The sequence below is a fragment of the Pseudomonas bohemica genome (assembly GCF_002934685.1).
In the GTDB taxonomy this organism is placed as follows: domain Bacteria; phylum Pseudomonadota; class Gammaproteobacteria; order Pseudomonadales; family Pseudomonadaceae; genus Aquipseudomonas; species Aquipseudomonas bohemica.
In genome coordinates this window covers 1-18,905 of record NZ_NKHL01000071.1, presented here as the reverse complement: position 1 = coordinate 18,905, position 18,905 = coordinate 1, and the positions used below count along the sequence as shown (strand labels likewise).

The following is an 18,905-nucleotide window of genomic DNA, read 5'->3' as shown; positions in this document are numbered from 1 at the left end:
CACGTAGGCCGCCTGACACATCGCAACCGCGGGCAAGCGCGTTCCTGCAGGTTCGTGTATTCACGATCGATCCAGGTCCAGGACCGCCAATCAATGCCCGTGGCTTCTGCCCACATGCGAATGCTCGACATCCGCCGCCACGACGCTGCCACTCACTTTCAGCCGGTCCAGAATCCCGCAATGATCCGGCGCACCTTCGCTGCAGCGCTGGCGCAGGTCGATGAGCTGATCCTGTAGCGCCTGGAGGCTGAAGATACGCGCGCTGACGTGCTGGATATGCTCGTCGATCAGCGCGTTGACGCTTTCACACTGATCCTGCGGGCTGTCGCGCAAGGCCAACAGACTGCGGATTTCGTCCAGGGTCATGTCCAGGCTGCGGCAGTTGCGGATGAAGGTCAGGCGCTCGACGTGCTCCTGAGTGTACAGCCGATAGTTGCCCTCGCTGCGGGCGGGCTCGGCGAGCAGACCTTCGCGTTCGTAGTAGCGGATAGTTTCGACCGGGCAGTCGGTCAGTTTGGCCAGCTCACCGATCTTGAAATACGCATTCATGTCATCGATCCCGTTTTTAGGCTTGACCCTATAGTGGCTACAGGGTGTTCACTTAGCAACACGCACACCAAGAGACTCCATGATGAGTGACTCTGTACACAAACATTCGCCCCACGACCACAGCGGACACGACCACGATGAGCACGATCACGCAGGTCATGACCATTCTTCGCACGCGCACGCCGCGCACGACCAAGGCGCTGTAAAATTCACCCCCGTGGGCAAGCACGAGCACCATGCTCATTCCTGCTGTTCCCATGAAAGCGCTCCAGCGGTCGTAAGCGTGGGTAGCGGTTCGACCGACAACGCCCAGTTCAGCAGTTTCCGTATCGAGGCGATGGACTGTCCGACCGAGCAGACCCTGATCCAGAACAAGCTGGGCAAGATGTCCGGCATTCAGAAGCTCGAATTCAACCTGATCAATCGCGTGTTGGGCGTCTGGCATGAGCTGCCGTCGACCGATCCGATCCGCGAGGCCATCGGCTCGCTGGGAATGCAGGCCGATGTAATCGAAGCGGGCGCCGATCAGCAAACCGCTTCGTTGCCTTCGGCGAAGAAGCCCTGGTGGCCACTGGCGTTGTCCGGCGTCGCTGCCGTGGCGGCTGAGGTCGTCCATTTCACCAACGCCGCACCCACTTGGGTGGTGGCGATCATCGCACTGGTCGCGATCTTCAGTGGCGGCCTGACCACCTACAAAAAGGGCTGGATCGCGCTCAAGAACTTCAACCTGAACATCAATGCCCTGATGAGCATTGCGGTCACTGGCGCGGTGCTGATCGGGCAATGGCCGGAAGCGGCGATGGTGATGTTCCTGTTCACCGTGGCTGAGCTGATCGAGGCCAAATCTCTGGACCGCGCGCGCAACGCCATTGGCGGCTTGATGCAGCTGACGCCGGAAACGGCCACCGTGCAGCAGGACGGCCAGTGGCTTGAAGTCGAGGTCAAGGACATCGCGTTGGGCAGCGTCGTCCGGGTCAAGCCGGGTGAGCGTATCGGCCTGGACGGCGAAGTGGTGTCGGGGCAATCCAGCATCGATCAGGCGCCGATCACCGGTGAGAGCCTGCCGGTGGAGAAAACCGTGGGCGACAAGGTCTTCGCCGGGACCATCAACCAGGCTGGCTCGCTGGAATACAAGGTCACCGCCGCTGCGAACAATTCGACGCTGGCGCGGATCATTCACGCGGTTGAAGCGGCACAAGGCGCGCGGGCACCGACGCAGCGCTTCGTCGACAGCTTCTCGAAAATCTACACCCCGGCGGTGTTCGCGCTGGCATTGGGGGTGGCGATCATTCCTCCGCTGTTCATGGGCGCCGTCTGGTTCGACTGGATCTATCGCGCGCTGGTATTGCTGGTGGTGGCGTGCCCATGTGCCTTGGTGATTTCGACACCGGTGAGCATTGTCAGTGGCCTGGCGGCTGCGGCGCGCAAGGGGATTCTGGTCAAGGGCGGCGTCTATCTGGAGATGGGCCACAAGCTCGATTATCTGGCGCTGGACAAGACCGGGACCATCACCCACGGCAAACCGGTGCAGACCGATTACGTATTGCTCGACGAGTCGTTTGGCGAGAAAGCCCTGGCCATCTCAGCAAGCCTTGCCGGACGTTCCGATCATCCGGTTTCTCAAGCGATTGCCACTGATTTCGGCAAGGACGGCCAGTTGCAGGTTGATGCGTTCGAAGCGCTGGGCGGGCGGGGCGTGAAAGGTGAAGTTGACGGACGCCTGTATCACTTGGGCAATCATCGTCTGGTGCATGAGTCCGGGCTGTGTTCGCCTGAGCTTGAGGCGCGTCTTGAGGTGCTGGAAACCCAAGGCAAAACGGTGGTGCTGCTGTTCGACGATACCGCGCCGCGGGCACTGTTTGCCGTCGCCGATACGGTGAAGGACAGCAGCCGCGAAGCCATAGCGCAGCTGCATGCGCTGGGCGTGAAAACCGTGATGCTCACCGGTGATAACCCGCATACCGCCAAGGCCATCGCCGCTCAGGTAGGCATCGACCAGGCTCAGGGCAACCTGTTACCGACTGACAAACTGCAGGCCATTGAGGACCTGTACGCGCAGAATCATCGGGTCGGGATGGTCGGTGATGGCATCAACGATGCGCCGGCGCTGGCCCGGGCCGAGATCGGTTTCGCCATGGCCGCAGCGGGGACTGACACGGCTATCGAAACCGCCGATGTGGCGCTGATGGATGACGATCTGCGCAAGATCCCGGCGTTCATCCGCCTGTCCCGCGACACCGCTGCGGTGCTCAAGCAAAACATCGCACTGGCACTGGTGATCAAGGTGATCTTTTTGATCGTGACATTTGCGGGCGTGGCGACCATGTGGATGGCGGTGTTTGCGGATATGGGGGTGAGTTTGCTGGTGGTGTTCAACGGGTTGCGATTGTTGAGAAAGTGAGAGCGCGAAGTTTTTCTTGTAGGAGCGCGCTTGCCCGCGATAGCGATATGTCTGTGGCACCTGTGCCGTCTGACACTCCGCAATCGCGGGCAAGCGCGCTCATACAACAGCTGCTCAGATAAATTACCTCCCGTACTTCTCCCGCCCCCAGGCGATCATCCCTTCGAGCAATTGCTTCAACACCACACGCGTTGGATCGGCGAGATCTGGGCGGTAGTGAAACGGCACGAATTCTTCCATGTAGGTGCTCTGCGCGAGTTCCAGCTGAATGGCGTGGATGTTCTCGGCCGGTTTGCCGTAATGGCGAGTGATGTGGCCGCCCTTGAAGCGCCCGTTGAGCACATGGCTGTAGTTTTTCGCGCCCGCGCAGACCGCTTCGACGCGTTTTTCCAGCTCAGCGTCGCAGCTGGCGCCGTTAAAGGTGCCGAGGTTGAAGTCCGGCAGGCGACCGTCGAACAGATGTGGAATGTGCCCGCGAATCGAGTGCGCGTCGAACAGCAGGGCATAGCCGAACTCGTCACGCAGGCGCTCAAGCTCGTTACGCAGCGTGTCGTGGTAGGGCATCCAGATCTGCTTCAGATAAGTCGCGCGTTCATCCTTGGTCGGTTCCTGACCTTCCTTGAACAGCGGATCGCCTTCAAACAGCGTCGACGGGTACAGGCCGGTGGTCGCACCGGCGTAAAGCGGTTTGTCGTCGGACGGGCGATTGAGGTCGATGACGAAACGCGAATACTCGGCCGCCAGCACACTGGCGCCCAGATCGTGCGCGAAGTCGTAGAGGCGCGGGATGTGCCAGTCGGTATCCGGTAGGCTCACCGCTTCGTCCACCAGCCCCTCACGCACTACGGGCGTCAGATTCAAACCTGGGTGCGGCATGCTGATCAGCAGCGGTACGCGACCGCGAGTGAAACTCAGAACCTTGTCCACGGTGTTCTCCTGATTAGAAACGACTCTCGACGCCGTGACGCACGACGCGTTTATCCAGATCTCCACCCAGCCAGTAGGCCAGGTCTGCGGGCCGTTCGATGTCCCACGCGACGAAATCGGCGACCTTGCCGACCTCCAGCGAGCCATGGGTATCTGCCATTCCCAGCGCCTGCGCAGCATGCAGGGTGGCGCCGGCCAGGGCTTCTTCGGGCGTCATGCGGAACAATGTGCAGGCCATGTTCAGCATCAAGCGCAACGACAGGCCCGGCGAGGTGCCAGGGTTGAGGTCGGTGGCGATAGCGATTTTCACCCCGTGTTTGCGCAGGGCCTCCATCGGCGGCAGCTGGGTTTCGCGCAGGAAGTAGAACGCGCCCGGCAGCAGCACCGCGACGGTGCCGGAAGCGGCCATGGCGATGGCGTCTTCTTCGGTCATGAATTCCAGGTGGTCGGCGGACAGCGCCTGATAACGCGCTGCCAAGCTCGAACCATGCAGTGACGACAGTTGTTCGGCGTGCAGCTTCACCGGCAGCCCCAGCTGACCTGCGGTGATGAACACTTGTTCGACCTGCGCCGGGGAAAACGCCAGGTATTCGCAGAATGCATCGACCGCGTCCACCAGATTTTCCGCCGCCAACGCAGGCAGCATTTCGCTACAGATATGGGCGATATAGTCATCGGCGCGGTCCTTGTATTCCGGCGGCAAGGCGTGGGCGGCAAGGCAGGTGCTGCGCACGGTGACCGGCAGCGTTTCGCCGAGTTGGCGAATCACCCGCAGAATCTTGCGCTCGCTGGCCAGATCCAGCCCGTAGCCGGATTTGATCTCGACCGTGGTCACGCCATCCTTGAGCAAATGCTGCAGACGGCGCTCGGCGCTGGCGTACAACTGATCTTCACTGGCTGCGCGTGTGGCCCGCACGGTGCTGGCGATACCGCCACCAGCCGCTGCGATCTCGGCATAGCTGACGCCTTGCAGACGCTGCTCGAATTCGCCGCTGCGATTGCCGCCGAACACTGTGTGGGTGTGGCAGTCGATCAGGCCCGGCGTGACCCAGGCGCCGTTCAGGTCAACCCGGTTCAGCTCGCCCTGATCCGGCAGCTCGCCAAGCGGGCCCATCCAGGCGATGTGCGCTCCTTCGGTCACGATGGCGGCGTCCTCGATGGTCGAGTAGGTGCCGTTTGCCATGCTTGCTGCATGACAGTTATGCCAGAGCGTTTTCATCAGTACCTCCAGAGTGCAAAATTAAATCCTGTGGGGCCCACATTGTCCTGGCGCGGCGCGATCTCGCAGCCAACGCTAGACCTGCGGGAGTCAGCTTGTTCAAGAAGGAGTCACTACATCCGCCACAGTTTTCAATGGCGGGAACTCGGTATTCGTGAGCAAGCTCACTCCCACAGGTCATGTGCTGAACCTCAGATCTGCGGCTTGTCCCGAGCCTGAGTGGATAGCTGCAAATCCTGCCTTGGCGTTACCCAAACCCGATACGCAATCACCAGCAGCGCGATCCATACCGCGCCGACCACCAGCGCCGGCCGCGTATCCGGGAAGTACCCCAGCACCGCAAACACGAACACCATGAACGCTGTCGCGGCAACGGGCGCGACCGGCCAGAACGGCACCGGGAATTTGAGTTGCGCGATGTCTTCAGCGCTCATGGAGCGGCGCATGGCGATCTGTGTAACCAGAATCATCAGCCAGACCCAGACCGTGGCGAAGGTGGCGATGGAGGCGATCAACAGGAACACGTTTTCCGGAATCAGGTAGTTCAGAACCACACCAGACAGCAGGGCAACGCCCATCACCAGCACGGTCATCCACGGCACGCCGTTGGCTGACAACTGCGCGAACGCTTTGGGCGCCTGCCCCTGTTTCGCCAGGCCATACATCATGCGGCCAGCGCCGAAAATGTCGCTGTTGATCGCCGAGACGGCCGCCGATATCACCACAATGTTGAGGATGATCGCTGCCGAGGAAATCCCCAGCTTGTCGAAAATCTGGACGAACGGACTGCCCTGATTGCCGATGTCCTGCCACGGATACAGCGACATCAGCACGAACAGCGTCAGCACGTAAAACAGCAGAATACGCAGCGGCACGGCGTTGATCGCCCGGGGGATCACGCGCTCCGGATTGCGCGCTTCACCGGCGGCCACACCAATGATTTCGATGCCGCCAAACGCGAACATCACCACGGCCAATGCAGCGACCATACCGCCGACGCCGTTGGGCATGAAGCCGCCCTGCGTCCATAGATTGCTGACGTGGCTGACACTCTCGCCTGAGGTCGAGCCGATGCCGAACAGCAGGATGCCGAAGCCTGCGAGGATCATCGCGATGATTGCGCCGACCTTAAGCAGCGACAGCCAGAATTCGGTCTCACCAAATACTTTGACGCTGCACAGATTGAGCGCGCCAATCACGAATACGATGCCGAGCACCCAGATCCAGCGGGGTACGTCGGGGAACCAGAAACCCATGTAAATCCCGAACGCCGTGACGTCGGCCAGGCAGACGATGATCATCTCGAATGCGTAGGTCCAGCCGAGCACGAAACCGGCCATTGGGCCCAGATACGTGCTGGCGTATTCACTGAAAGACCCGGCCACCGGATTGCGCACGGCCATCTCGCCCAGGGCGCGCATGACCATGTACACCGCAGCGCCCGCGATCAGGTAGACCAGCAGCACTGCGGGCCCTGCCAGTTTTATCGCCGACGCCGAGCCGTAGAACAGCCCAGTGCCAATCGCCGAACCCAGCGCCATGAAGCGAATGTGACGGGCGCTGAGCCCGCGTTTCAAATGTGTTGCGTTTTGCGGTTTCATCTCACGCTTTCCTAGTCTTTCTTTTGCTGTGAAATGAGGGGGCGCCGCCGGTCTGTAGGAGCGCGCTTGCCCGCGAATTGCAGTGGGTCATTCACCAATCCATTGCATGACACACCGCTTTCGCGGGCAAGCGCCCTCCTGCATATGCAGTTGCGTATACCCGGTCATTCCAATGACAGGCCCTCCTGGCCTGCCCCATCAGAAGCTCGGCAGCAGGTCAGCAGACACCAGTTCGCTCAGGCAGTTGGATGCCAGCAGCTCGGTGGCGGCCTCGATGTCAGGGGCGAAGAAGCGGTCTTTTTCGTAGAACGGGACCTTGCCGCGCAGGGTAGTGCGCGCAATTTCCAGTTTTTTCGAGGTCTTCAGACCATTGCGCAGGTCCAGACCCTGACACGCAGCCAGCCATTCTACAGCCAGCACGCCACGAGTGTTTTCCGCCATTTCCCACAACCGCTTGCCAGCCGCCGGTGCCATCGACACATGGTCCTCCTGGTTGGCGGAGGTCGGCAGGCTGTCGACGCTGTGCGGATGGGCCAGCGCCTTGTTTTCGCTGGCCAATGCCGCGGCAGTCACCTGGGCGATCATGAAACCGGAGTTCACCCCGCCATTGGCCACCAGAAACGGCGGCAGCTGCGACATGTGCTTGTCCATCATCAGCGAGATGCGACGTTCGCTCAGCGAGCCGATTTCAGCGATGGCCAGGGCAATGTTGTCGGCAGCCATGGCCACCGGCTCGGCGTGGAAGTTGCCGCCGGAAATCACTTCGCCTTCGGCCGCGAACACCAGCGGGTTGTCGGACACTGCGTTGGATTCGATCGCCAGCACTTCGGCGGCCTGACGCAGCTGGGTCAGGCAGGCGCCCATGACTTGCGGTTGGCAACGCAGAGAGTAGGGGTCCTGCACCTTGTCGCAGTCGCGATGGGATTCGGATACCTGGCTGCCGTCGCCCAGCAGATCGCGGTAGGCCGCAGCCGAATCGATCTGTCCGCGTTGGCCGCGTGCGGCATGAATGCGCGGATCGAATGGCGCACGCGAACCCAGCACAGCTTCAACCGTCAGCGCGCCGCAGCTCAGGGCGCCGGCGAACAGGTCCTCGGCTTCGAACAGGCCGCGCAGCGCATAAGCGGTTGACACCTGAGTGCCGTTGAGCAGCGCCAGACCTTCCTTCGCAGCGAGGGTCAGCGGCGTGAGACCGGCGACCGCCAACGCTTCAACGGCATTCAGCCATTGGCCTTTGTAACGCGCCTTGCCTTCGCCCAGCAGCACCAGCGACATGTGCGCCAGTGGCGCGAGGTCACCGGATGCGCCCACCGAGCCCTTGAGCGGGATGTGTGGATAGACTTCGGCGTTGATCAGGGTGGTCAGCGCATCGATGACCTGACGACGGATGCCTGAGAAACCGCGGCTCAGGCTGTTGACCTTGAGCACCATGATCAGGCGCACCAGAGCATCGCTGAGCGGCTGGCCGACGCCCGCTGCGTGGGACAACACCAGCGAGCGCTGCAGGTTTTCCAGGTCGGCGCTGGCGATGCGGGTCGACGCCAGCAGGCCGAAACCGGTGTTGATGCCGTAGGCCGTGCGGTTCTCGGCCAGGATCTGCTCGACGCAGGCCACGCTGTTGTCGATCTGCTGATCGGCGCTGGCATCCAGCGTCAAGGTCACGGGTTGCTGATAGATCGCGCGCAGTTGCGCCAGGGTCAGCTGGCCGGGGATCAGGTTCAGCGGGGTTGCCTTTTGGGTGTCGATCACGATGCTGCTACTCCTTCGTTGATTTCGGTCGGCTCTGAACTGGCTCCTGCCTGTCCGGCGTTTGTGGCGCTTGAGCTGCGACTGTTGCTGATGTTGGCCGACGCGTAATCGCGACAGACCTGAAATACGGTTTCCAGTGACTCTTCGTTCTTGAGCAGGGTCACGCTGCTGGCGATGTCCGGGGCCAGCCAGCGATCTTCGTCATAGGCCGGGACGCGCTCGCGCAACAGGCGCCACGCGGCCTCGGTGCCGATGCCAAAGCGCGGGCCCTTGAAGAATTCGAACGCCTGAGCAGCCAGCAGGTACTCGATGGCGAGGATCTGCGTGACGTTTTCCAGCACCTTGTGCAGCTTCAAGGCAGCGCTGGTGCCCATGCTCAGATGATCCTCCTGCAGACCCGACGTCACGTAGTTGTCGATGACCGCCGGTTGCGCCAGTTGGCGGTTTTCCGCGCACAGAGAAGCTGCGACGTACTGCACGATCATCATCCCGGAGTTGACCCCCGGCTGGCTGACCAGAAACGCCGGCAAGCCACTGACCGTCGGGTTGATCAGCCGATCCAGGCGTCGCTCGGCAATCGAACCCAGTTCGGCCATGGCGATCGCCAACAGATCTGCCGCCATCGCCACGGACTGACCGTGCGGGTTGGCTTGGGACACCACGCGATAGGCGTCGGGGGTTCCCAGCAGCAACGGGTTGTCGGTGGCCGAGTTGAGCTCGGTTTCGATCTGCCGCGTTGCATGAGCCAGTTGGTCGCGAGTGGCTCCGTGGACCTGCGGAATGGAACGGATACTCAAGGCGTCCTGAGTGCGAATGCCCTGACTGTTGGCGAGCACTTCACTGCCCGCCAGCAAGCCGCGCAGATTCTTGCCGACTTGCTGCATACCGGGGTGCGGTTTGAGCGCGATGATGGTTTCATCGAACGCGTCCAGTTGGCCGCGCAGGCCTTCGAAGGTCATGGCGCTGATCACGTCCGCCCATTGCATCAGACGGTTGACGTCGGCGATGGCCAGACAGCTCAGGCCGGTCATGCACGGCGTACCGTTGACCAGACACAGCCCGTCTTTGGCGCCCAGTTCGACCGGCGACAGACCTTCCTCGCTCAGCGCCTGCAACGCCGACACCACCTGCCCGCGATAGCTGACCTGGCCGACGCCCAGCAGCGCCACGCCGATGTGCGCCATGTGCGTCAGATAACCCACCGAACCCTGCGAGGGCACTTGTGGTGTGATGCGGCGGTTGAGCAGCGCCAGCAGCGCCTGCACCACCTGACGGTGAATCCCGGATTTGCCCTGGCTGTAGTTGATGATCGCGGCGCAGATGATCGCGCGGGTCTGCTCGTCCGGCAGCGCCGGGCCGACACCGCAGGCGTGGCTGAGCAGGGTGTTGCGCGACAGGCGGCTCAGTTGCTCGCCCTGCAGCGAAACATTGCACAGCGCGCCCAGGCCGGTGTTCACGCCATAGGCGCGTTCGCCGCTGGTGACGATGCTCTGCACGATGGCCTGCGCATTGTCGATGCGCGCCCAGGCGCTGTCCGACAGCGACAGGGTTGCCCCGTGACGGGCTACGGCAGTGATGTCCTGCCAGGTAACCTGTGACTCGCCGATGATGATCTGATCTGCTCGCGACATGACTACCACCTGCCTTAAATGGTCGCCACCCGCCGCTGGACGAAACGATCAACGTATTCGTCGGCGGGCGAGTAGAGGATTTCTTTCGGAGTACCGACCTGGATCAACCGGCCATCCTTGAGAATGGCAATGCGGTTGCCAATGCGCACGGCTTCATCGAGGTCGTGGGTGATGAAGACGATGGTCTTCTTGAGGCTCGATTGCAGTTCCAGCAACTGATCCTGCATTTCGGCGCGGATCAGCGGGTCGAGGGCGCTGAAGGCTTCGTCCGTCAGGATGATGTCGGTGTCGGCCGCCAATGCGCGGGCCAAACCTACACGCTGACGCATGCCGCCGGATAACTGATGCGGGTACTTCTTCTCATAACCCTTCAGGCCCACCGTGGTAATCCAGTGTTGCGCGCGCTCGGCGCATTGCGCCTTGCTCTCGCCACGAATGGTCAGGCCGTAGGCGACGTTGTCGATCACCGTCTTGTGCGGCAGCAGGCCGAAGCTCTGGAACACCATGCTGATCTTGTGCCGGCGGAAGTTGCGCAGCGCTTGCATGTCGTAGGTCAGGATGTTCTCGCCATCCACCAGAATCTCGCCGCTGGTAGGGTCGATCAGACGATTGAAGTGGCGCACCAGTGTCGATTTGCCGGAACCCGACAGGCCCATGATCACGAAAATCTCGCCGCTGCCGATGGACAGCGACAGGTCGTTCACCCCGACCACACAGCCGGTCTGGGCCAGCACCTGATCCTTGCTCTGATTCTGCTGGACCATCGCCAGCGCATCCTTGGCGCGGCTGCCGAAAATCTTGTACACATTCTTCACGACGATCTTGTTGTGCTCGGTGCTCATCATTTGCTCACCTCATGCCGTGGGCGGCCATAGGCCTGCGTAATGCGGTCGATCACCACCGCCAGGATGACAATCGCCAGACCCGCCTCCAGGCCGCGACCGACGTTGAGGGTCTGAATCCCCACCAGCACGTCTTCGCCCAGGCCACGGGCGCCGATCATCGAGGCGATCACTACCATCGACAGCGCCATCATGGTGGTCTGGTTGATACCCGCCATGATGCTCGGCAGGGCCAGCGGTAGCTGCACGCCGAATAACTGCTGCCAGCGGTTGGCGCCGAACGCGTTGATCGCTTCCATGACTTCGCCGTCGACCTGACGAATACCCAGGTCAGTCAGACGAATCAGCGGCGGCGCGGCGTAGATCACCGTAGCGAAAATCGCCGGAACCTTGCCCAGGCCGAAAAGCATCAGCACGGGAATGAGGTACACGAAGCTGGGCATGGTCTGCATGATGTCGAGTAGCGGCATCAGCACCGAGCGCAGGCGATTGCTGCGCGCCGACAGAATGCCCAGCGGCACGCCGATGATCACCGATATGACGGTGGCGACCAGCATCAGCGCCAGGGTCTGCATCAGCTTGTCCCACAGCCCGACAGCTCCGACCAGGAACAGCAGGCCGATGATGACCGCCGTGGTGGTGATCTTGCGGGTGGCGTGCCAGGCGATGATGCCGACGATGGCCAGCAATACCCACCACGGCGCGATGCGAAGCAGGCCTTCGAGTTTGACGATGGCCCACAGCAGCGTGTCGGAGATATGCCGGAACACGTCGCCGTAGTTGGTGACCAGTTTGTCGACCCAGTCATTGACCCAGTCGGCGATGGAGAACGTGAAGCTTTCGGGGAACATATGCTTGTCTCGATCTATCAGGTGGTGCGGGCCCGTTGTCGGGTGCAGCGCTTCCTGTAGGAGCGCGCTTGCCCGCGATTGCGTTGCGTCAGTCAACCATGATGTCTGGTGTGCCGACGTCTCGCGGGCAAGCGCGTTCCTACAGGTCGTAAGCTCTCAGCCTTACAACGAAGCCTCTACCTTCCCGGCAGCGTCTTCGCTGACCCACTGATGCCAGACCTCAGGATGTTCCTTGAGGAAGATCCTCGCCAGTTTTGGCGATTCGATGCGGTCCTTGGTCATGCGCGCCAGGTTCTGGTTCAGCAGGTCGATCGGGATGTTGACCTTTTCCATCACAGCCACCAGCTCAGGTGCCTGCTCGTGGAAGGTCTTGGACAGGCCAACCTTGATCTCGATGGTCTTGTTCACGCCGGCTTTCTCTTCCAGGCGCACCATGTCCACCTGGCCCATCAGCGGCGTCGGTGACCAGTAATACGCCAGGATCGGCTCGCCACGCTTGTAGCTCGACAGAATCGCCGCATCCAGCGCAGGGCCAGTGCCTGGACGGAAGTTGGTGAATTTGTCTTCCAGGCCGTAGCTTTTCAGCATCTCGCTGTTTTCCAGCTCGCAGGTCCAGCCCGCCGGGCAGTTGTAGAAACGGCCTTTTTCAGGCTCTTCGGCATCCTTGAACACGGCGGCGTATTTGCCCAGATCGGCAATCGATTTCAGGTCCGGGGCCTTGGCTTCCAACTTGCGCTTCGCATCGCCTTCAATGACGTAGCGCGGCACGTACCAGCCTTCCACGGCGCCTTTGACCGGCGCGCCGACACCGACGACTTTGCCGGCGGCTTCAGCCTTGTTCCACACTTCACTGCGGCCTACCCATTCCTCGGCGAAGACTTGAATATCGTTGGTGCCCAAGGCGTTTTCCATGGTGATGGAGTTACCGGGCAGACTGTCCACTTCACAGCCATAACCCTTGTTCAGCACGACTTGCAGCACGTCGGTCAGCAGCATCGCGCTTTCCCAGTTTAGACCGGCGAATTTCACCGGCTTGCCGGACTCACACCACCCCGCTGCCTGAGTCGCGCCGCTGGCGAGCACGCCTGCGGTCAGCAATGTGGATAGCAGGGTCTTCTTTTTAATCACTGTGGGACGCTCCTGTTCTTGAATTGGACTGCGGCAATAACGAAATCAGGCGGCATCCAGCCTCTGGGCGAGGCGCTTGGTGGCCCCGTCCCGCTTCACTCCAGCTCTAACAGATGTGCATGGCGGACAGTCAGTTCACCGCCGTGTTTTTGGGAATCGCGTTGTGGCTTGCCGGCTGGCTTGATTGAGTCGTCTGGTGCTCGGTCGGCAGGATCATGCGATCAGCAATGTTGCCGGGCCATTTTTTGGCCGCCACGTAATACAGCGCGGCAGGCACCACCAGACCGATGATCCACGAGATATCCGTATCATCGAGGCTCGCGACCAACGGGCCGGTATAGAAATGGGTGGAGATGAACGGCATCTGAATCAGCACCCCAATGACGTAGATACTTATCCCGATCCAGTTCCAGCGGCCGTAACGACCGTCCGGGTTGGACAGGGCTGGAATGTCATAGCGCTCTTTGGTGATGCAGTAGAAATCCACCAGATTGATCGCGCTCCACGGCGTGAAGAACGCCAGCAGGAACAGGATGAACGCCGAGAAATCCTTGAGGAACGAGTCCTTGCCCAACAGGGCCAGCGCGGTAGCAACGCCGACCATGGCGAAGATGTAGGTCAGGCGCAGGGCGCTGGAGATGTGCCGATTGCCACGAAAGCCGCTGACGATGGTGGCGATCGACATGAAGCTGCCGTACGCATTGAGCGTGGTGATGGTCACTTTGCCGAACGCAATGCTGAAATACAGCGCCGCCGCGACGGCACCCGTGCCGCCCAGACCGACGATGTAAGAGACCTCATGGTGGGCGAAGTTCTTGCCCGCCAATGCTGCCGCGAACACACCGAACACCATCGACGCCTGCGCGCCGATCACCGAACCCAGGCCCACGGCCCAGAACGTCTTGCTCGCCGAAGTGCTGCGCGGCAGGTAGCGCGAGTAATCCGCGACATACGGGCCGAACGCAATCTGCCACGAGGCGGACAGAGAGATCGCCAGCAGGAAACTGCTCAGCGAAAAGTGCTTGTTGCCCAGCAGCGCGCCGACATCGTTACCTGCCAGCAACGCGCCGAACAGGTAGATGAAGGCGATCACGCCGATGATGCTGGCGACCCGGCCGATCATGTGGATGACCCGGTAGCCGAAGATGGTCAGGACGACGATGGCGGCGGCGAACAGCACGATGCCTTGCCAGTCCGGCACCTGAATCAGTTGCGCGACGGCCTGGCCTGCGAGCAATGAACCGCTGGCAGAAAAACCGATGTACATCAGGCACACCAGCACCAGCGGGATCACGGCCCCATAGACACCGAATTGCACCCGGCTGGAGATCATCTGCGGCAGACCGAGTTTCGGTCCTTGCGCGGCGTGCAGCGCCATGACACCACCGCCCAGCAGTTGCCCGACGAACAGGCCGATCAGCGACCAGAACACATCGCCGCCCAGCACCACGGCCAGCGCCCCGGTGACGATCGCGGTGATCTGCAGGTTGGCACCCAGCCACAGGGTGAATTGACTGAACAGACGGCCATGTCTTTCCGCGTCAGGGATGTAATCGATCGAACGCCTTTCGATCACGGACGAACTTGCAACACGATCATCTGGAACAGCCATCTCAAACATTCCCCTAAAGCGAGTGTTGGTATGCGTACTTGTGCTGCCGAACGCTTGTAGGAGCGCGCTTGCCCGCGATTGCGGTGTGTCATTCACCGAAGACGTCAGGCGTACCGACGTCATCGCGGGCAAGGTGGATCGCCACCCGGTCGCTCCTACAGTGTTTTGCGCATCAGTCGATCATCGGCAGGTTCAGACCCTGCTCTTTGGCGCAGTCGATGGCGATCTGGTAACCGGCGTCGGCGTGGCGCATGACGCCGGTCGCCGGGTCGTTGTGCAGGACGCGGGCAATGCGCTCGGCGGCTTCGTCGGTACCGTCACAGACGATCACCATGCCCGAGTGCTGCGAGAAGCCCATGCCAACGCCGCCGCCGTGGTGCAACGAAACCCAGGTCGCGCCGCTGGCAGTGTTGAGCAGGGCGTTGAGCAGTGGCCAATCGGACACAGCGTCGGAGCCGTCCTGCATCGATTCGGTTTCGCGGTTGGGACTTGCGACCGAGCCGGAATCCAGGTGGTCACGACCGATCACCACCGGCGCCGACAGCTCGCCACGACGGACCATTTCGTTGAACGCCAGACCCAGCTTGGCGCGCTGACCCAGACCGACCCAGCAAATACGCGCCGGCAGACCCTGGAAGCTGATGCGCTCGCGAGCCATGTCCAGCCAGTTGTGCAGGTGCGCGTCGTCCGGAATCAGTTCCTTGACCTTGGCGTCGGTCTTGTAGATGTCTTCCGGGTTGCCCGACAGCGCTGCCCAACGGAACGGGCCGATGCCACGGCAGAACAGCGGGCGGATGTAGGCCGGTACGAAGCCGGGGAAGTCGAACGCGTTGCTCACGCCTTCTTCCTTGGCCATCTGACGGATGTTGTTGCCGTAGTCGAAGGTCGGAATGCCTTGCTTCTGGAACGCCAGCATGGCTTCGACGTGCTCAGCCATCGACTGCTTGGCGGCCTTGACCACAGCGGCCGGTTCGGTGACGGCGCGGTCGCGGTACTGCTCCCAGGTCCAGCCTTTTGGCAGGTAGCCGTTGAGCGGGTCGTGGGCGCTGGTCTGGTCGGTGACCATGTCCGGGCGCACGCCACGGCGGACCATTTCCGGGAGAATTTCAGCGGCGTTGCCACACAGCGCAATGGAAATCGCCTTGCCTTCGGCGGTGTACTTGGCGATGCGCGCCAGAGCGTCGTCCAGATCGGTGGCCTGCTCGTCGACGTAACGGGTTTTCAGGCGGAAATCGATGCGGCTCTGCTGGCACTCGATGTTCAGCGAGCAAGCGCCGGCCAGGGTTGCAGCCAGAGGTTGCGCGCCGCCCATCCCGCCCAGGCCTGCGGTCAGTACCCAGCGGCCTTTCAGGTTGCCGTCATAGTGTTGGCGACCGGCTTCGACGAAGGTTTCGTAAGTCCCCTGGACGATGCCCTGGCTGCCGATGTAGATCCAGCTGCCGGCGGTCATCTGGCCGTACATGGCCAGGCCCTTGGCGTCCAGTTCGTTGAAGTGTTCCCAACTGGCCCAGTGCGGCACCAGGTTGGAGTTGGCGATCAGCACACGCGGGGCGTTGCTGTGGGTCTTGAACACGCCCACCGGCTTGCCGGATTGCACCAGCAGGGTCTCATCTTCGTTCAGGTTGGTCAGGCTCTCGACGATCTTGTCGTAGCACTCCCAGTTACGCGCCGCGCGACCGATACCGCCGTAGACCACCAGCTCATTGGGATTTTCGGCGACTTCCGGGTCCAGGTTGTTCATCAACATCCGCAGCGGCGCTTCGGTCAGCCAACTCTTGGCGGTCAGTTGCGTGCCACGAGAAGCGCGGATTTCCACGTCACGGCGTTTGGTCCATTGCTGGGCTGGGGTTTTGTTGTCAGTAGTCACGTAACAATCCTCGATGATCAATCCGGCCCAGGCACTGGGCTGACGGTGCCTGTGTCGAACAGGCGGAATATGAATCTGGCAGATCAGGCGCACACTGGCTGTGAATCGAAGCGGTGCACCAACGGTACTCTTGCATACTCATATTTACTTGTACATACAAGCATATGCAACCGAAGGGCCAACTTGCAGAAGTTAAAATTTAAAAAGCCGAGAACCCCGGCCGTTAGGGCCTGGAGAGGCGTTCGCACATCGTCGATGTTGTATGCAGGAGCGTTACATTGAGGGTGTAGTTGTTACTTTTGGGTGCGCACGCCCCACCACAGTGCAATCGGTAACAGAAAGCTGAATCGTTTGCTGCGACCGTTCGGCCTCTACTGCGCCAGCTACTCTGCGCAGAGATTTCAACGCGGCTGTAACCAGGGCGGCCGATGGACCGAACTATTGATCACGCTGCGCACGGGTTCGCTGGCGACCACCGCCTACTGCCTTCATTGCCCGGAAGTGGAGATTGCGTTCTGTGGCGTCTGGGTATTTGCTGGGGTTGTTGCTCTTGACCGGAATCGGAGCGCTGATTGGCCCCAGGGCGTTGCGGCGGTCGTCAATCTGAATCGCAACCTATCAACCCGCCTTCACCGCCCGCCCGACAAACTGAATCGGCCCGCTGGGCTTGTTGAGCGGCGAGCCCCCGGCTTTCTCGAGTGACAGCTCGAACAACTGATTGGGCTGCAGAGGTGGCAGGCGGTCAGTCGGGACTTTCAGCGTCTCGCCCGGCCCCACCAGCCCCAGCGAAATCGGCCCTTGCCAGTCGTCGGCCTGGGTCCAGAACTGCAGCACCTTGCCCAGCGGCACTTCGATCTTGCCTACGGGCACCAACTGAATCCCGCGCATGTTGCTCGCCTGAATCACCCAGCCGGGGGTGTTTCGCTCGGGCGTCGTCAGCACGGCGAGATAGGCGGGTGGAGGCGGGGTCGGCACCTGGCCCAACAACTGTGTACTCAGAATCACCGACGCTGCCAGCCCGACGGCGGCCAATGCTCGCCACAGGCCTGCGTTGTCCCACCACTGGGTACGGCGTTGGGTGCGCTTGATGTTGCCCTTGCTTTGGACGAACGACAGCCCGCTGAGGTTGCGCTCGATACGGTTCCACAGACGCGATGAAGATGTTGGCGGTTCGGACAGCGCCGTCAGCGTCAGCAAACGTGACTTCCATCCATCGATGGCCTTGCGCAGTGCGGGGTCATGGGCCAGCCGCTCCTGCACCTCGGCCCGCTGATCCGCCGTCAGGGTGCCCAGCACGTACTCGCCGGCCAGGGTCTGGACGTCGAGGTCAGGGATCTTGTCTTGCTTTTCGTTCATCTAAGGACTCCCGCCGCGCAACGCTGCCGCGCTTGATCCGGGCGATCACCGTGCCCAACGGCGCACCAGATGCGCGTGCGATGTATCGATGAGAATAACCGGCGCTGCATTCTCGAAACACACTGTTACGACGCACGGGTGCGGCTTTTTTCTATCGATAGCTGCAACTCGTCAAAAAAACAGTGGCGACTGGCGAGACGCTCCGTCTCAGGGCGCACAGCCGCGCGTCAAACGCTCGACATACCGAGGTGGTCGGGCGATACCCAAGGCTCAATCCCATTGTTGAGGACACTGCCATGAGTCTTGCTGGAAAAGTTGTGTTGGTCACCGGAGCGGGTCAGGGAATCGGCCGGGCTATTGCCCTGCGCCTGGCGAGGGACGGCGCGGATATCGCACTGGTTGACATCAATGCGCAGAAGATCGAGCAGGTGGCCGCCGAAATCGTGGCGCTGGGCCGTCGCTCGACGACTTTCGTGGCCGATGTCTCGAAGCTCGATCAGGTCACCGCCGCCGTCGATCACACAGAGGCGCAACTGGGTGGTTTCGACATCATCGTCAACAATGCCGGTATCGCGCAGATCGCACCGCTGCTGGAAGTGACGCCACAAGAGGTCGAGCGGGTGATGAACATCAACGTTCAGGGCGTGATCTGGGGTATTCAGGCGGCGGGTAAAAAGCTCAAGGGACGCAACAAACCCGGCAAGATCATCAATGCCTGCTCGATTGCCGGGCACGAAGGCTTTGCGCTGCTGGGGGTCTACAGTGCCACCAAGTTCGCGGTTCGCGGATTGACCCAGGCCGCGGCCAAAGAGCTGGCCAGCTTCGGCATCACGGTCAACTCGTACTGCCCTGGCGTCGTCGGCACTGACATGTGGGTGGAAATCGACAAGCGCATGGCCGAGTTCACCGGTGCCGAGCTGGGCGCGACCTACAAACAATACGTCGACGGCATCGCGCTGGGCCGCGCGCAAACCCCTGAGGACGTCGCCGGGTTCGTGTCGTACCTGGCCGGGCCGGATGCCGATTACATGACCGGACAATCGCCGATGATCGACGGGGGGTTGGTGTATCGCTAATGAGGGGCGAACGCTGATCGTCTGTAGCAGCACGGCTTGCTGGCGGTGGCAGTCCCCAGGACGTCACCGCCAGCAAGCCGCGTTGCGACTACGTTT

15 protein-coding genes are annotated in these 18,905 nt (G+C 61.5%); 3 read left to right on the top strand and 12 right to left on the bottom strand.

Translation table 11 applies throughout. The annotated features are described in order from the left end of the window. Positions 1–90: 90 nt before the first annotated feature. Positions 91–549: a Cd(II)/Pb(II)-responsive transcriptional regulator gene (gene cadR, locus CE491_RS02455; protein WP_110946786.1), complete on the bottom strand. Its 459-nt coding sequence runs from the start codon at positions 547–549 to the stop codon at positions 91–93. An 82-nt stretch (positions 550–631) separates the two neighbouring features. Here cadR and CE491_RS02450 point away from each other — a divergent pair, with 82 nt between their 5' ends. Beyond that, entirely contained in the window at positions 632–2,950 is a 2,319-nt protein-coding gene (locus CE491_RS02450) for a heavy metal translocating P-type ATPase (RefSeq protein ID WP_110946798.1), read from the top strand. Positions 2,951–3,073: 123 nt separating this feature from the next. On the opposite strand, the gene hutG is transcribed toward CE491_RS02450, so the two are convergent. The 10 genes from hutG to hutU all read right to left on the bottom strand — a co-directional run bounded on the left by hutG (position 3,074) and on the right by hutU (position 16,377). After that, complete coding sequence (hutG, locus tag CE491_RS02445; RefSeq protein WP_110946785.1) at positions 3,074–3,877, bottom strand: N-formylglutamate deformylase; 804 nt, start codon at positions 3,875–3,877, stop codon at positions 3,074–3,076. A 13-nt stretch (positions 3,878–3,890) separates the two neighbouring features. After that, positions 3,891–5,096: an imidazolonepropionase gene (gene hutI / locus CE491_RS02440; protein WP_110946784.1), complete on the bottom strand. Its 1,206-nt coding sequence runs from the start codon at positions 5,094–5,096 to the stop codon at positions 3,891–3,893. A 191-nt stretch (positions 5,097–5,287) separates the two neighbouring features. Further along, the gene (locus CE491_RS02435; RefSeq protein WP_110946783.1) at positions 5,288–6,697 is read right to left on the bottom strand and encodes an amino acid permease; all 1,410 of its coding nucleotides are present in this window, start codon (positions 6,695–6,697) and stop codon (positions 5,288–5,290) included. A 198-nt stretch (positions 6,698–6,895) separates the two neighbouring features. Further along, positions 6,896–8,443: a histidine ammonia-lyase gene (gene hutH, locus CE491_RS02430; RefSeq protein WP_110946797.1), complete on the bottom strand. Its 1,548-nt coding sequence runs from the start codon at positions 8,441–8,443 to the stop codon at positions 6,896–6,898. After that, positions 8,443–10,077: a histidine ammonia-lyase gene (gene hutH, locus CE491_RS02425; RefSeq protein ID WP_110946782.1), complete on the bottom strand. Its 1,635-nt coding sequence runs from the start codon at positions 10,075–10,077 to the stop codon at positions 8,443–8,445. Before hutH (CE491_RS02425) ends, hutH (CE491_RS02430) begins: the two co-directional genes overlap by 1 nt. A gap of 14 nt (positions 10,078–10,091) precedes the next feature. Next, positions 10,092–10,922: a quaternary amine ABC transporter ATP-binding protein gene (locus CE491_RS02420; RefSeq protein ID WP_110946781.1), complete on the bottom strand. Its 831-nt coding sequence runs from the start codon at positions 10,920–10,922 to the stop codon at positions 10,092–10,094. Further along, positions 10,919–11,770 carry an ABC transporter permease gene (locus CE491_RS02415; RefSeq protein ID WP_110946780.1) on the bottom strand — a complete coding sequence of 284 codons (852 nt, stop codon included), beginning with the start codon at positions 11,768–11,770 and terminating at the stop codon, positions 10,919–10,921. The genes CE491_RS02420 and CE491_RS02415 overlap by 4 nt, the downstream gene beginning before the upstream one ends. 162 nt (positions 11,771–11,932) lie before the next feature. Continuing rightward, positions 11,933–12,898: an ABC transporter substrate-binding protein gene (locus tag CE491_RS02410; RefSeq protein WP_110946779.1), complete on the bottom strand. Its 966-nt coding sequence runs from the start codon at positions 12,896–12,898 to the stop codon at positions 11,933–11,935. 130 nt (positions 12,899–13,028) lie between these two features. After that, positions 13,029–14,510 carry a purine-cytosine permease family protein gene (locus tag CE491_RS02405; RefSeq protein ID WP_110946778.1) on the bottom strand — a complete coding sequence of 494 codons (1,482 nt, stop codon included), beginning with the start codon at positions 14,508–14,510 and terminating at the stop codon, positions 13,029–13,031. A gap of 172 nt (positions 14,511–14,682) precedes the next feature. Beyond that, positions 14,683–16,377 (bottom strand): urocanate hydratase, encoded by a 1,695-nt coding sequence (gene hutU / locus CE491_RS02400; protein ID WP_110946796.1) that lies wholly within the window; start codon positions 16,375–16,377, stop codon positions 14,683–14,685. A gap of 303 nt (positions 16,378–16,680) precedes the next feature. Between hutU and CE491_RS31125 the strand changes: the two genes are divergently transcribed. After that, complete coding sequence (locus CE491_RS31125) at positions 16,681–17,079, top strand: NrsF family protein (RefSeq protein WP_407681316.1); 399 nt, start codon at positions 16,681–16,683, stop codon at positions 17,077–17,079. Here CE491_RS31125 and CE491_RS02390 read toward each other — a convergent pair. Continuing rightward, positions 16,996–17,733: an anti-sigma factor gene (locus CE491_RS02390; RefSeq protein WP_110946777.1), complete on the bottom strand. Its 738-nt coding sequence runs from the start codon at positions 17,731–17,733 to the stop codon at positions 16,996–16,998. The two genes, CE491_RS31125 and CE491_RS02390, sit on opposite strands and share 84 nt — an antisense overlap. Positions 17,734–18,029: 296 nt before the next feature. Here CE491_RS02390 and CE491_RS02385 point away from each other — a divergent pair, with 296 nt between their 5' ends. After that, positions 18,030–18,809, top strand: coding sequence for an acetoin reductase (locus CE491_RS02385; RefSeq protein WP_110946776.1), 780 nt, complete (start codon positions 18,030–18,032; stop codon positions 18,807–18,809). The last annotated feature ends 96 nt before the right edge of the window (positions 18,810–18,905 follow it).

Bases quoted from the DNA above. Each gene is read 5' to 3' on its own strand.
- cadR (WP_110946786.1), bottom strand. From the start codon at position 549: ATGAATGCGTATTTCAAGATCGGTGAGCTGGCCAAACTGACCGACTGC.
- CE491_RS02450 (WP_110946798.1), top strand. From the start codon at position 632: ATGAGTGACTCTGTACACAAACATTCGCCCCACGACCACAGCGGACAC.
- hutI (WP_110946784.1), bottom strand. From the start codon at position 5,096: ATGAAAACGCTCTGGCATAACTGTCATGCAGCAAGCATGGCAAACGGC.
- CE491_RS02435 (WP_110946783.1), bottom strand. From the start codon at position 6,697: ATGAAACCGCAAAACGCAACACATTTGAAACGCGGGCTCAGCGCCCGT.
- hutH (WP_110946782.1), bottom strand. From the start codon at position 10,077: ATGTCGCGAGCAGATCAGATCATCATCGGCGAGTCACAGGTTACCTGG.
- CE491_RS02420 (WP_110946781.1), bottom strand. From the start codon at position 10,922: ATGATGAGCACCGAGCACAACAAGATCGTCGTGAAGAATGTGTACAAG.
- CE491_RS02415 (WP_110946780.1), bottom strand. From the start codon at position 11,770: ATGTTCCCCGAAAGCTTCACGTTCTCCATCGCCGACTGGGTCAATGAC.
- CE491_RS02405 (WP_110946778.1), bottom strand. From the start codon at position 14,510: ATGGCTGTTCCAGATGATCGTGTTGCAAGTTCGTCCGTGATCGAAAGG.
- CE491_RS02390 (WP_110946777.1), bottom strand. From the start codon at position 17,733: ATGAACGAAAAGCAAGACAAGATCCCTGACCTCGACGTCCAGACCCTG.
- CE491_RS02385 (WP_110946776.1), top strand. From the start codon at position 18,030: ATGAGTCTTGCTGGAAAAGTTGTGTTGGTCACCGGAGCGGGTCAGGGA.